13 protein-coding genes are annotated in these 12,202 nt (G+C 64.7%); 8 read left to right on the top strand and 5 right to left on the bottom strand.

Translation table 11 applies throughout. The features are described 5' to 3' along the window. Nucleotides 1–7: 7 nt before the first annotated feature. The gene (locus IVA96_RS07765) at nt 8–1,246 is read right to left on the bottom strand and encodes a URC4/urg3 family protein (protein ID WP_247416638.1); all 1,239 of its coding nucleotides are present in this window, start codon (nt 1,244–1,246) and stop codon (nt 8–10) included. 7 nt (nt 1,247–1,253) lie between these two features. Beyond that, nucleotides 1,254–2,510 (bottom strand): GTP cyclohydrolase II, encoded by a 1,257-nt coding sequence (locus tag IVA96_RS07770; RefSeq protein WP_247277399.1) that lies wholly within the window; start codon nt 2,508–2,510, stop codon nt 1,254–1,256. A gap of 381 nt (nt 2,511–2,891) precedes the next feature. Here IVA96_RS07770 and IVA96_RS07775 point away from each other — a divergent pair, with 381 nt between their 5' ends. Both IVA96_RS07775 and IVA96_RS07780 read left to right on the top strand, forming a co-directional pair. After that, the gene (locus IVA96_RS07775; RefSeq protein WP_247416641.1) at nt 2,892–4,019 is read left to right on the top strand and encodes a threonine synthase; all 1,128 of its coding nucleotides are present in this window, start codon (nt 2,892–2,894) and stop codon (nt 4,017–4,019) included. Nucleotides 4,020–4,245: 226 nt separating this feature from the next. Further along, nucleotides 4,246–5,052 (top strand): class I SAM-dependent methyltransferase, encoded by an 807-nt coding sequence (locus tag IVA96_RS07780; RefSeq protein ID WP_247416643.1) that lies wholly within the window; start codon nt 4,246–4,248, stop codon nt 5,050–5,052. 207 nt (nt 5,053–5,259) lie between these two features. Here the strand turns inward: IVA96_RS07780 and IVA96_RS07785 are convergent, their stop codons facing one another. Continuing rightward, nucleotides 5,260–6,075: a DUF2927 domain-containing protein gene (locus tag IVA96_RS07785; protein ID WP_247416645.1), complete on the bottom strand. Its 816-nt coding sequence runs from the start codon at nt 6,073–6,075 to the stop codon at nt 5,260–5,262. Nucleotides 6,076–6,155: 80 nt separating this feature from the next. Then, nucleotides 6,156–6,734 (bottom strand): L,D-transpeptidase, encoded by a 579-nt coding sequence (locus IVA96_RS07790; RefSeq protein ID WP_247277395.1) that lies wholly within the window; start codon nt 6,732–6,734, stop codon nt 6,156–6,158. A 268-nt stretch (nt 6,735–7,002) separates the two neighbouring features. Here IVA96_RS07790 and IVA96_RS07795 point away from each other — a divergent pair, with 268 nt between their 5' ends. Continuing rightward, nucleotides 7,003–8,550 (top strand): acetolactate synthase large subunit, encoded by a 1,548-nt coding sequence (locus tag IVA96_RS07795; RefSeq protein ID WP_247277394.1) that lies wholly within the window; start codon nt 7,003–7,005, stop codon nt 8,548–8,550. 181 nt (nt 8,551–8,731) lie between these two features. After that, nucleotides 8,732–9,250 carry a hypothetical protein gene (locus IVA96_RS07800; RefSeq protein ID WP_247277393.1) on the top strand — a complete coding sequence of 173 codons (519 nt, stop codon included), beginning with the start codon at nt 8,732–8,734 and terminating at the stop codon, nt 9,248–9,250. A gap of 39 nt (nt 9,251–9,289) precedes the next feature. Here IVA96_RS07800 and IVA96_RS07805 read toward each other — a convergent pair whose 3' ends face one another. Beyond that, a complete protein-coding gene (locus IVA96_RS07805; protein WP_247277392.1) occupies nt 9,290–9,523 on the bottom strand; it encodes a DUF3551 domain-containing protein in 234 nt (77 codons plus the stop codon). 261 nt (nt 9,524–9,784) lie between these two features. On the opposite strand from IVA96_RS07805, the gene IVA96_RS07810 reads away from it, so the two are divergent. From IVA96_RS07810 to IVA96_RS07825, 4 genes are all read left to right on the top strand, one after another. Then, entirely contained in the window at nt 9,785–10,120 is a 336-nt protein-coding gene (locus tag IVA96_RS07810; protein ID WP_247416647.1) for a hypothetical protein, read from the top strand. 143 nt (nt 10,121–10,263) lie between these two features. Further along, complete coding sequence (locus IVA96_RS07815; RefSeq protein ID WP_247277390.1) at nt 10,264–10,743, top strand: hypothetical protein; 480 nt, start codon at nt 10,264–10,266, stop codon at nt 10,741–10,743. Nucleotides 10,744–10,807: 64 nt separating this feature from the next. Beyond that, a complete protein-coding gene (gene greA, locus IVA96_RS07820) occupies nt 10,808–11,290 on the top strand; it encodes a transcription elongation factor GreA (protein ID WP_247277389.1) in 483 nt (160 codons plus the stop codon). A 127-nt stretch (nt 11,291–11,417) separates the two neighbouring features. Further along, nucleotides 11,418–12,095, top strand: a complete 678-nt coding sequence (locus IVA96_RS07825; RefSeq protein WP_247277388.1) for a hypothetical protein — start codon at nt 11,418–11,420, stop codon at nt 12,093–12,095. Nucleotides 12,096–12,202: the final 107 nt, after the last annotated feature.

Consider the following 12,202-nt stretch of genomic DNA (forward strand, 5'->3'; position numbering starts at 1 on the left):
AGGGTTATTAAAAAACCGTGCCGTCGCTGATCACTTTGAGCGGCGGCGAACCGTCCGGACGGCGTGCGAAGGCGATCGCGCGGCCCGCGGCCCAGGTGCCGCCCTCTAGAATGCTGGCGAGCGGTAACGTCTGAGGCGTGCGGTCGAGCTTGGCGCGGATGCGCTCTGCCAGCCGGTCCAGCAGGGCGACGGTGAGCGCGCGCCACTCGACGACGAGCAGCGAATCCACGGCATGCGCGCGCGCGGCATCCGCGGCATCGCGCAGACGCAGCACTTCGTGATCGACGAACAGGCCGCCATTGCGGTATTCGGCGAGCCCAGTCAGGCCGTCGATGTCGGTCACTTTGAAGCCTGCGCGCTGGAGCGGCTCGATGAGCGAATAGCTCAGCCATTGCGACAACTTGTGCAGCGGTACGAGACCGGCGGTGGCGTCGTCCGCCTCGATCGCCGGGTGATGCCAGCAATCGCCAAGCGGAATGCCCGCGAGTTCCAGCCGCGACGGCCAGATTGGTCCGAGCTGGTCCAGCACCGCGGAGAGGATGGCGGGCGCTGGAAGCGCGCCGCCCACAGCTTGCGCCCCGATGTGATCGAACAGGCCGCCCGGCCGCGGCGTATCGTTCAAACCGAATACCTCCGAACGCTCCGCGACCAGCTTGCCTAGACGGCGCAGCAGATCCGTGCGCCCTTCCAGTCCAAGCAGTGGATTGGCATCGCCGACCTGAAAGGCGGATGTGAGCGTGTCGCGCGGCAGCCTTGCAAGCACGTGCGCATCGGCCCTGAACGGCGCGCCGGGATCGCGCGAGAAAAGGCCGCCCGCAAACATATCGAGGCTTGCGATCGCAAGCCCCTCGGACCGGCCGATGCTTTCTCCTGTCACCGCGTCCCGATAGCGCCACGCCGCACCCGCGCCGGCATCGAGCAGCACGCTGACGATGGCGAGGTCGAACTCCGCGCGCGCCCGTGCCGCGCGATCCGGCCAGGACGTAGCGTCCGCGAGCTCCGCCCAGCGATCGACGCCGCCAAGCACGAAATGCCGCCATCGTGCATGGAAGGGAATGTCCAGCCTCGGATAGGCCTTGCGCGTCACCGCGAGCACGGCCTGCGCGACGCCGTCCATGCGGCCGAGATCGATCGTGAAATGCTGGAGGCGGCCGGCGAGGCCGATCTCGAGCATCTGCGCGGCCCGCGCGCGAACCGCCGCTGCAGTGAGCAGCGCGCGCGCCTCTCGTTCCAAAGCCTCCGCCATCGCGCGATCAGTATTTTTCCAGCGAACGCCCGACCACGTCGTTGACGTCCTTCTCCGGCGCGATTTCGGTAGAGTAATAGCCGGCGGCCTTCTTCGCGGCGATTTCGACATAGGCGTCGGCGGGAATGAGCTCCGGCGGGATCGGCACGCGCTCGACGATGTCGATGCCTTGCGAGGTCAGCGCGTCGTATTTCATGTCGCTCATCGACAGGAAGCGGTCGATGCGGGTCAAGCCGAGCCAGTGGATCGTATCCGGCATCAATTGCTGGAAGCGCGCGTCCTGCACGCCGGCGACGCATTCGGTGCGCTCGAAATAGGCCGCGGCCGCGTCGCCATCCTCCTGGCGCTTGCGCGCGTTGTAGACCAGGAATTTGGTGACCTCGCCGAGCGCACGGCCTTCCTTGCGATTGTAGACGACGAGTCCGAGCCCGCCCTCCTGCGCGCCGCGCGCGGATTCCTCGATGCCGTGAATCAAATAGGGCCGGCAGGTGCAGATGTCGGATCCGAACACGTCCGAGCCGTTGCACTCGTCATGCACGCGGCAGGTGATCTTGGTGCGGTGGTCCGGCAGCTTTGTCACATCGCCGAACAAGTACACCGTGGTGCCGCCGATCGGCGGCAGGAACACTTTCATGTCCGGCCGCGTCACCAGCTCCGGGAACATGCCGGCGGTCTGCTCGAACAGCGTGCGCCGCAGCTCGGTCTCGCCGGTGCCGAAGCGAGTCGCGAGGCCCGGCAGGTACCACACCGGATCGATCGCGATCTTCACCACCGACACGCTGCCATTGGCGTGCACGACCTCGCCGTCGGCGCGTAGCCGGTTTGCCGCCAGCGCCTCGCGGATCTCCGGCAGGTCCAGGCGCGCGCGGGTTACCGCGATGCTCGGCCTGATGTCGAAGCCCTCGGCGATCTCCTGGCGGAAGTTTTCCGCAACGAGATGCCCCCACGGATCGAGCGCGACGATTTTCGTGGGATCATTCCATTGCGGGAACGGACCAATGGTCGCGGCGGGAAACGTGTTGGTGAGGTCAGGACGCCGGATCGGATCGAGCGCGCCCGCGGACACTGCGAGCGCCCGGTACATCGCGTAGGATCCGCCATGGCTGCCGATCACGTTGCGATCCCCAGCGCGCGACACCGTGCCGATGATCGGACCCCGGGCGCGCGCCTCAGTGGCGCCCCAATGGATCGGGAAGGCGGCCTTCCGGCCCGGCTCCGGATGGGAGGTCAGGCGGATGTGGTCGGTACGGTTCGCGCGGCTCATGTCCAGGCTCCCAAAAAGCCAACGGCCCGCCGCTCGGACGGGCCTGGCTCGGTCGCGTTGCCAGTCGAGGACACCGGCGACGCGAGCTCAATCCAACATATTGTAGCGGCGAGGCACGACAGACAAGTTAATCGTGCCGGGCGGGCAGAGCCCCTTCGTGCCTAATTCCCGTCGTCAACGCGCCAGCAGCGCCGCCTTTGGCACCGCGCGCCCGCGTTGGCGAACCCGGCCGCTCTGCCTGTGCGGCCAGTTTAAGAGATTGAAATATTTCCAATTTTCGTGTTTTCAAGGGGTGCCGAATGGTCTGGCTGTGCGGACGACACGTTCTCGACAAAACCTGACTCAGCCCAACCGTAGGATCGCCTTGCCTTGGAGACTGCCATGCCCGCCGCCAGCTACATCGACCCCCGCAACGGACAACTCTATCCTCTGGACCGGCCGCGCTGGTGCTCGGACGAGCGCACGCCGTTGCTGGTGACGCCGGGCGCCGGCATGTCGCGCGAAGACATCGATGGCCGCATGCGATCGCTCTGGCGTTACCGGGCGGCGCTCCCGGTCGAGATCGCAAAGCCGATCACGCTTGGCGAGGGCTGCACGCCCCTGGTCCAGCAGGATTGGGGCGAACTGCGGCCGCTGTTCAAGCTCGAATGGTTCAACCCGACCGGCAGCTTCAAGGACCGTGGCTCTTCCGTGATGCTGTCCTTCCTGCGCCAGATCGGCATCAATGCGGTGCTGGAGGATTCCTCAGGCAATGGCGGCTCGTCCATGGCCGGGCTGGGTGCCGCCGGCGGCATGCGCGTGAAGATCCTCGCGCCTGCCTCGACCTCACCGGCCAAGGTCGCGCAGGTGCGCGCCTATGGCGCCGCGGTGCAGCTCGTCGATGGCCCGCGCGAGGAATCGGAGGCCGAGGCGATCCGCCAGTCGCACCAGACGTTCTACGCCAGCCACAATTGGCAGCCGTTTTTCCTCGAAGGCACCAAATCGCTCGCCTATGAGATCTGGGAGGACCTCGGCTTCCACGCGCCCGACAACGTCATCGTCCCGGTCGGTGCCGGCAGCAGCCTGCTCGGTTGCGCCTTCGGCTTCCGGGAGCTGCGCAAAGCCGGCCAGATCACAAAGCTGCCGCGCCTGTTCGCGGCGCAGCCGCAAAATTGCTCGCCGATCGATGCAAGCTTCCAGGCCGGCGTCGATACGCCTGTCGCGCGCGAGGTGCACAAGACCATCGCCGAAGGCACCGCCATCAAGAATCCGCTGCGCCTGCGCGAGATCATCGGCGCCTTGCGCGAAAGCGGCGGCGGCACCGTCGCGCTCACCGAGGACGAGATCGTTGCTGCCCTGCGGCGTCTTGCACGGCAAGGATTGTTTGCCGAGCCGACCAGCGCCAGCGCGGCTGCCGCGCTGGAAAAACTGTCCGCTGCCGGCGCCATCAAGGCGAACGACACCACGGTCGCCGTCCTCACCGGCACCGGCCTGAAAGCCGCCACCACCGTTGCCGATCTCGTGCAATAGTCTTCGATCTATTGAGCCTGTAGCGCGGGCCCGCGCGGGGTTAGGCTGTTGCAGTGGGATCGTCATTCCCGGGCTTGTCCCGCGCATCCACGTTCCTCGTGCCGCGGAGCCTTGCATGGATGGACGGACAAGGCGGACCATACGGGAAGAAGGTTTCGGTGAGCGCGTTGAACCTTCGGCGTCCGTCGTCAGCCTCATGAACATCGAGCTCGAGAAGGAGAGTTCCATGACCGCGCAGGATCCGTTTGCAGGTTTCAAGGCCGTTCAGAAGGAAGCCTGGTCGCTGTTCACCCCGATGGAAGTGTTCACCACACCGGCCGCCGCCAAGCTGGTCGGTTTTGCCGGCGTTGTCGCCGGCCAAAGGTTGGTCGACGTCGCATGCGGCACGGGTGTGGTCGCAATCACGGCCGCGCGCCGCGGCGCGAAGGTCAGGGGTCTCGACCTGTCGCCGGTTCTGATCGAGCGCGCCCGCGAGCACGCGCAGCTGGTGAACCTCGATATTGACTTCGCTGACGGTGACGCCGAAAGCCTGCCCTATGGCGACAATGAGTTTGACGTGGTGCTCAGCCAGTTCGGCCACATGTTTGCACCGCGTCCGGACCTTGCAATCGGCGAGATGCTGCGGGTGCTGAAGCCCGGCGGCACCATCGCTTTCTCCACTTGGCCGCCACATCTCTATGTCGGACGGATGTTCGCGCTGATCGGCCGCCATCTGCCGCCGCCCGAGGGTGTGGCGTCGCCGGTGTTGTGGGGCGATCCGAAAACGGTCGCCGAGCGTCTCGCCGGGAAAGCACAGGACCTCTCCTTCGAGATGGACATGATGACGCCGTCCGCACTCAGCCCGCAGCATTTCCGCCGCACCATGGAAACGACGATCGGGCCTTTGATCAAGCTCGTCGCCCAGTATCAGGACGAGCCGGACAAGCTCAGGAGCTTCCGCGCCGAGTTCGAGGCGTTGATCGCCGAATATTTCGATGCCCGCAACAACGTGATGCGCCAGCAGTATCTGATGACGAGAGCAAGGAAGGTGTGAGGGCGCGATCTTGACGCCCAGTCTTTGGCGGGCCCTCAGGATGAGGGCGGAGTGTACGGCCGCAGTTTCCACGAGCACCGATGCCGCTTAGCCTCATCCTGAGGAGACCGCTGGAAGCGGTCGTCTCGAAGGACGAGGCGCGCGCTCATTCGCCGCCCAAAAAAACATATGCGATTGCCTGCTCTCCAGGGAAGGGTAAGAAGCGCCTCATTCCTTCAGATCGTTCACCCGCTTCACCCATGTGCGCACGTCGGCGAGCACCTGGGGCAGCACCGCCTTGACCTCCTGCACCGTCATGCCGGGCTTGATGCGGGGGTCGTAGAGCAGATTGAGGATGTACTGGTCGTAGACGTCGAAATAGCCCATCGAGACGTTGTCATTGAACATCGTCCAGGGCACGCTGGCAGTGTCGTTGATGGGCCCGAGCGATTGCAAGAGCTCCTCATAGGCGCAGTCGAGGAAGACGAAATCGCCGTTGTCGACGGTGAGGATGACGTCGGAATGCTCGATCTCGAAATTGTCGTTCTTGCGGAAGCCGGACAGGCATTGCGGATCGAGCGAGGTGCGGATCTCGCGCGCCTTCTCGGCGCCGTAGAAGCTGGTGAGGGTGCGGTAGAGATCGCGATCGCGCACGAGCTTCACCCGCACATTCGCCGCCTCATTGGTGTCGGTCATGGCGATGTCGAGATGCTGCACGCGGGCGGCGATGTCGGTCACGACCCTTGCGAGTTGCATCTTGCGATCGGCGCGGTCGCTCTCGGCGTACACGCGCACAGGCCCGTCGAACTTGCGGATGCGGTCGACCCGGCCGGCGAGGTGATATTCGGCGCCGAACGCCGTCTTGAGAAAACCGTCAACGATCTCGCCGTCGGTAAAGCTCTTCTTCTCGGAGCGCTGGCGCGAGGCGATCGCGGGCAGTTCGCCCGCTCGGGCCGTGGTCGCGATGTCAGGCACCAATGTGAGCGCGGCGAGCGCCAGCAGGGCGGCGCGGACGGCGGGCGCGGTCAGGTTCAATGCGCTCATTGTCGTGCGACGCTGCCGCATTCGCGTCGCGCGCACAAGCCCGCAAATTCACGCGCCCTGCGGGTTCCCTCTGTGGCGGCCTAGTTGTTCAGCACCACCACGGTGGTGCCGACCGCGACCCGGCTGTAGAGGTCGGTGACGTCCTCATTGGTCATGCGGAAGCAGCCCGAGGACACGGCCTGGCCGATCGTCTCCGGTTCGTTGGAGCCGTGGATGCGGTACAGCGTCGAGCCCAGATACATCGCGCGCGCGCCCAGCGGATTGTCGACGCCGCCTTTCATGTGGCGCGGCAAATCGGGCCGGCGGGCCAGCATCTGCGACGGCGGCGTCCAGTCCGGCCATTCCTTCTTGGCGGTGATCCTGTGCACCCCGCCCCAGCGGAAGCCGTCGCGGCCGACGCCGATGCCGTAGCGCAGCGCCTGGCCGTTCTGGAGCACGAGATACAGCCGCCGCTCGCTCGTGTTCACCACGATCGTGCCGGGCGCGTAATTGCCGTTATAGATGACGGTGGTGCGGGGGACGGGGTTGGCGCCGGAACGGAAGAAGTTCGGGCCGCCGCCCATGATGTCGCGCGAGTCGAACTCTTCGGCGAGCGCGCCTCCTGCCATGGCCGACACCAGTGCCATGGCGGCCATCGGCGCGGCAAAAAACCGGATCATTGTCTCCCCCAAGCAAAAAATCGATTCAATGGAAGCCAGAGGCCATATTTGCGGGCATTTCGCAAGCCACGGCCGCGTGAGGGACGCCATGCTTAACGATTGGCGTTACCAAATCGGCAACCGCGCCCCATCTGCCGAAAGGAATTAGCCCAGCCAGCGCATCGTTACGCCGGGCAGGGCCGCGATGGCGGCTATTGCTTTGACGGAACGCGCGAACAATGATTGATCGCACGGATATCTGGACAATGCCTGTCGTGGGAGCCTTGGGATGAACGGTGCGGAAAGCCTGGTGCGGACAATGGTCAAGGGCGGGGTGGACGTCTGCTTCACCAACCCCGGCACCTCCGAAATGCATTTTGTCGCAGCGCTCGACCGCGTGCCCGGCATGCGTTGCGTGCTCGGCCTGTTCGAAGGTGTGGTCACCGGAGCTGCCGACGGTTATTTCCGCATGAAGGGAACACCGGCCTCGACGCTGCTGCATCTCGGCCCCGGCCTCGCCAACGGCCTTGCCAATCTGCACAACGCGAAGAAGGCCAATTCCGGCATCGTCAACATTGTCGGCCAGCACGCCGTCTACCACATCGGCTACAACGCGCCGCTGACCTCCGACATCGAGGGCCTGGCCCGGCCGATGTCGTCCTGGGTCCGCACCTCGCCGGATTCCAAATCGGTCGCCGCCGACGGCGCAGCAGCGATTGCCGCCGCCAAGAGCGCGCCGCCGCAGATCGCCACCCTGATCCTGCCCGCCGACACCGCCTGGAACGAGGCCGACGGCATCGCCGAGGTTCCGGCCGAGCAGCAGCGGGCGAGCTATTCGCCGCAGGCGGTCGACCAGGCCGCAAGGATCCTGCATGGCGACGGCGAGGGCACGCTGCTGCTGATGACCGGCAGCGCGCTGAGCGAGCAGGGCCTGGCGCTCGCCGAGCGAATCGCCGGCAAGACCGGATGCACGGTGATGGGCCCGACCTTCCGTCCCAAGATGGCGCGCGGCCGCGGCCGTTTCTCGATCGATCGCATTCACTACGTCATCGAGCAGGCGCTGCCGATGCTGGCAAAATTCCGTCACATCGTGCTGGTCGAGTCTGACGATCCCGTGGCGTTCTTCGCCTATCCGAACAAGCCGAGCATGCTCAAGCCCCAGGGCTGCGAGGTCCATCGCATGACCTCCTGGGGCGAGAACTCGGTCGCGGCGCTGGAAGCGCTTGCGGGCGCCGTAAAGGCCAGCGCCAAGGACGTCAAGCCGCAGGCTTTGCAGGAACTGGTCAAGCCGACCGGCGCGCTCACCTTTGCCTCGATCGCACAGGCGATCGCCTGTGCGATTCCCGAGAACGCCATCATGGTCGACGAATCCCTCACCACCGGCCGCGGCTTCTTCCCGCCGACGGCGGTCGCCGCCCCGCACGACTGGCTCCAGAACATGGGCGGCTCGATCGGCTTCTCGACGCCGCTGTCGATCGGCGCCGCAATCGCCTGTCCGGATCGCAAGGTGATCACCATGGTCGGCGATGGCAGCGCGATGTACACGATCCAGTCGCTGTGGACGCAGGCCCGCGAGAACCTCGACATCGTCACCATCGTGTTCGCCAACCGCATCTACCAGATCCTGCGCGGCGAGTTCGACAATGTCGGCGCCGGCGAGCCCGGCCAGCGTGCCAACGACATGCTGCGGCTCGATCGTCCGACGCTGGATTTCGTCGCGCTCGCGAAGGGCATGGGCGTGCCTGGCCGCGCCGTCACCAATGCCGACGAGTTCAACAAGGCGCTGGCCGAAGCCGTCGCCGAGCCCGGGCCGCGCCTGATCGAAGTTCAGATGTGAGTCAGGCCGGTCGCGCCGCGACTTCAGTCCTCATCCTGAGGAGCCCGCGTGAGCGGGCGCCTCGAAGGATGCTTGCAGGTGGGATACGGGCCTTCATGGTTCGAGACGCGCGTTCCGCGCTCCTCACCATGAGGATCTGGCAGCGGCGCAACTGAGGGCGCGTGATGGGCCCGGAGGCACGATGCAAACCGAGCTGAACAAGGTGATCGCGGCGCTCCGGGACTTCTACGCGCAGGAAGCATTCCTGTTCGAGAAGGACGTCGGCGAGCGCGCGATCACGCACCGCTTCGCCGTGCACTTGGAGAAGCAGTTCTCCGGCTGGTCAGTTGATTGCAATTACGACCGGCTTGGTGAGCGCACGCTGCATCTGCCGCACGGCACTATCATCTCGACCGACGACCATCTCGGCAAGTCGATCTATCCTGATGTCGCCGTGCATCAGCGCGAGATCCCGAACAATTTGCTCACTGTCGAGATCCGCAAGGCGAGCAATCACACGCCGCTCGAGCACGACCAGCACAAACTGAGGGCGCTGACCGACGTGCATGTCTGGTTTCCCTATTGGATGGGCGTGCTGCTGGTGCTGGACAGGCACCACGTCACGATGTCGGAGGTCTATGTCAGCGGGCTCGTCGATGAAGCGCTGTCGCGCTGGTTCGCGATGCGGCTGGAGGAGACCGGTCTCGGAGCTCGCGCATAGCGGAGCGCGGCGTGCGCGGTCACGCACGCCGCCTTCTCGTCAGTAATAGTACGGCTGCGAGTAGGCGTAGCGCGGATTGATGCCGCAAGAGGCCGATGTGCCGGAGGCGGTGGCGGCACATTGCTGATAGCTTGCGAACTGGCAATTGCCGGGATAGCCCCAGTTGCGGCCTTGCAGGCAATATCTGTCGTTTGCGGCCTGGGCCGGCGCCGCCGCCAAGGACGCGGCGATCACGGTTGCGAACGATGCAAGGGTGAGGATGGTGCGACGCATTTCAATCTCCTTCTAGGGCGGGGTGGAACGGCCGTGCCTTGGCGTTCCCCGTGGCCTGACGGACGCACGGTCATGCCTATCTTGGTGTCCGCGACGCGGGATGCGTTCGAGGTGAGATACATCCTGACGCAGCCGGCGGCGGACAATGTGATCTCCACCACAGTTCGCGCACAGGTTCTGACCTAATCTCAACGAACTTGCACGCCTCGATCCCGTGGGACTAGGCTTGCCTCATTCGGATCAGGCATTTTGGAGGTTCTGATGCAGAGATCATATTTGCTGGCTGCGACGGCAGCGCTGGTGCTCCTGATGCAAACGCCGCTCGCACTGGCGCAGGGCGCACCGGCCGCCGGCGGAACCGCTGCGCCTGCCGCAACGAGCACTGCGCCAGCCGCGACGACGGCACCGGCTGCGGCCACCGACACCTCCAGCCAGCCGACCGATTCCAAGAAGAGCGCATCGAAGAAGCCGGCGAAGAAGAAGATGACGCGGCAGCAGGAGATCGATCATTCGGTCGACACCGGCACCGTCCCCGCGCGCTACCGCAGCTCGGTGCCCAAGCAATACCAGCAATACATTCCGTTCGATAAACAGTAGCGGATTGCGCCGCGGCGCGACCGGGATAGCGGTTGCGGCGCCGGTGCCGTCGAACGCATGGGCTTGGCCAGATTGGGTTCGACCGCATACATTGTGGCGATCCGCTTGCGGGTGCTAGTGTGGGCCAAGGTCCGGGGGAAGGAATGAGCGAGGACGGGAAGGATGCTGGCTTGGTGGCCATGATCACCAGCATCCTGGGGGGCAACAAGCGCGCCGACGTCGTGACGCCGCCGCCGCTCGCCGAGGCTCCACCGACAGCGCCGACGAACGGGTTTGAGTCGGTCGAGCCGTCCAACACAGATGCTGCAGCGGCCAAGCCTGCCGCCGAGGCCGTAGCAGCCGACACGCAGCCGGTCGAGGCGCCTCCGAAAATCGTCACCACACGAGACGGCAAGCAATTGCTCCCTGCGGAAGCGATTGCCGATCTCGTGCTTGGCGAATTGCGCAAGATGGAGAATTTTCCCGCGACCGGCGCCTCCGTCACGGTCTACGGTTACAAGCACTGGAATGCCATGATCACCTTCGCGCCGTTCTCGACCACGTTCCAGAATGCGACCCGGTTCCGCCAGGCCATGCCGGACATCGTCGTCAAGCTGCGCCGTTTCGTCGAACTTGAGATATAGTCCAGGTCAATCAGCGGCGGCGGAACGCTGCCGGTAGCCAGGACAGTCCGACAGGATTTTGAAATTGAGCGTCGCCTTCACCAAGGAAGAAAGCGCCGAAACCGCGTCCGAAACGCTGTTGCCGGACCGCCCGATCTCGCCGCATCCGAACCTCGTGACGAAAAAAGGCTTGCAGGCGTTGCAGACGCAGCTTGCCGAGGCGCGCGAGGCCTATGAAGCCGCGCAAGCGATCGATGACGTCAACGAAAAGCGCCGGCAATCAGCCGCGCCACTGCGCGACGTCCGCTATCTCACCGAACGGCTGCGCACCGCGCAGGTCGTTCCCGATCCGACCTCGAGCGATGTCGTTGCCTTCGGCAGCACCGTCACCTTCAGCCGCACTGATGGCCGCGTGCAGACCTACCGCATCGTCGGCGAGGACGAAGCCGACCCGAAGGCGGGGACGATCTCGTTCGTCTCGCCAGTGGCGCGGGCGTTGATGGGGAAGGCGGTTGGCGACGTGGTTGGCTCTGGTAACCAGGAGATCGAGATTCTGTCGATCGGATAGACGCCCAGGGCGAGGCGAGGATTGCGTGAGCAAAGGGCGCTATCGACAGGAGCAATCTCATTCGCCTAAAGCATGATCCGGAAAAGAGCGAGGCCGCTATGTCCGCGCAACAAAGCTTGATGGTTGAATGAGACGGTTTCTCTCCGGCGCATTGCCGTTTTACGCGTTGGCCGGATTGGCCATTTGCATGTACCTCGTCCTGTACAGGACGAATCTTTTCGACTTGAACGCCATCGTCCAGGGGGCGACCGGTTCATCATGGTTTCCGGTCTTCATGTTCGTCTGCATTCTCGCCGAGTCGCTCTTCCCCTATTTTGGCTATTTTCCCGGAACTGCCCTCATCTTGATGTCCGTCGCGCTCACTCCGAAGTCCGCGGATGTCTCCGTTTTTATCGTGGCGTGGCTGGCCATCATCGTGGGCGCCGTTCTGAGTTACGGACAGGCTCGCTTTTTCAGACCGCTCCTGCAGCGCGTTGCCTCGAGAGCGGCCCTGAGCCGATGTGAGTCCTTGCTCGACGCTTATGGCCGCTACGCCCGCGTTGCCTTGTTCGTCCATCCCAACGCTTGCGCGATGTATTTTACGGCACTCGGACTTCTCGGCCGGAACCTGACGCGAGAGCTCGCCCATCTTTGCGTGGGTGCGGCGGCCTCAGTGAGCGTTCTGTTCATCGTCGTGACCAGATTTGTGTCATCCGTGGGCGCCACCGATGACGGGCAATTGCAGGTGCTGCTCGCGGCAGGGCTGGTCGCCATCGGGACCCTCGTCGGTCTGTACGCGGCATGGCGGCCGGATCGGGTCGATTGAAGCTTGCTCCGTCATTGCTGTCGATGTTCAATAATTCGCTGATTGGATCGCGGTGGTCTTGGTAGCGGCGAAGGCCTTGGGAGTTTGTCCTGCCAAGGCCTGATGGG

Origin of the sequence: Bradyrhizobium sp. 159 (assembly GCF_023073795.1) — a bacterium.
Lineage (GTDB): Bacteria > Pseudomonadota > Alphaproteobacteria > Rhizobiales > Xanthobacteraceae > Bradyrhizobium.

Coding starts and splice junctions, on each gene's coding strand:
- IVA96_RS07765 (WP_247416638.1), bottom strand. CDS start 1,246: ATGGCGGAGGCTTTGGAACGAGAGGCGCGCGCGCTGCTCACTGCAGCG.
- IVA96_RS07770 (WP_247277399.1), bottom strand. CDS start 2,510: ATGAGCCGCGCGAACCGTACCGACCACATCCGCCTGACCTCCCATCCG.
- IVA96_RS07775 (WP_247416641.1), top strand. CDS start 2,892: ATGCCCGCCGCCAGCTACATCGACCCCCGCAACGGACAACTCTATCCT.
- IVA96_RS07780 (WP_247416643.1), top strand. CDS start 4,246: ATGACCGCGCAGGATCCGTTTGCAGGTTTCAAGGCCGTTCAGAAGGAA.
- IVA96_RS07785 (WP_247416645.1), bottom strand. CDS start 6,075: ATGAGCGCATTGAACCTGACCGCGCCCGCCGTCCGCGCCGCCCTGCTG.
- IVA96_RS07790 (WP_247277395.1), bottom strand. CDS start 6,734: ATGATCCGGTTTTTTGCCGCGCCGATGGCCGCCATGGCACTGGTGTCG.
- IVA96_RS07795 (WP_247277394.1), top strand. CDS start 7,003: ATGAACGGTGCGGAAAGCCTGGTGCGGACAATGGTCAAGGGCGGGGTG.
- IVA96_RS07800 (WP_247277393.1), top strand. CDS start 8,732: ATGCAAACCGAGCTGAACAAGGTGATCGCGGCGCTCCGGGACTTCTAC.
- IVA96_RS07805 (WP_247277392.1), bottom strand. CDS start 9,523: ATGCGTCGCACCATCCTCACCCTTGCATCGTTCGCAACCGTGATCGCC.
- IVA96_RS07810 (WP_247416647.1), top strand. CDS start 9,785: ATGCAGAGATCATATTTGCTGGCTGCGACGGCAGCGCTGGTGCTCCTG.
- IVA96_RS07815 (WP_247277390.1), top strand. CDS start 10,264: ATGAGCGAGGACGGGAAGGATGCTGGCTTGGTGGCCATGATCACCAGC.
- IVA96_RS07825 (WP_247277388.1), top strand. CDS start 11,418: ATGAGACGGTTTCTCTCCGGCGCATTGCCGTTTTACGCGTTGGCCGGA.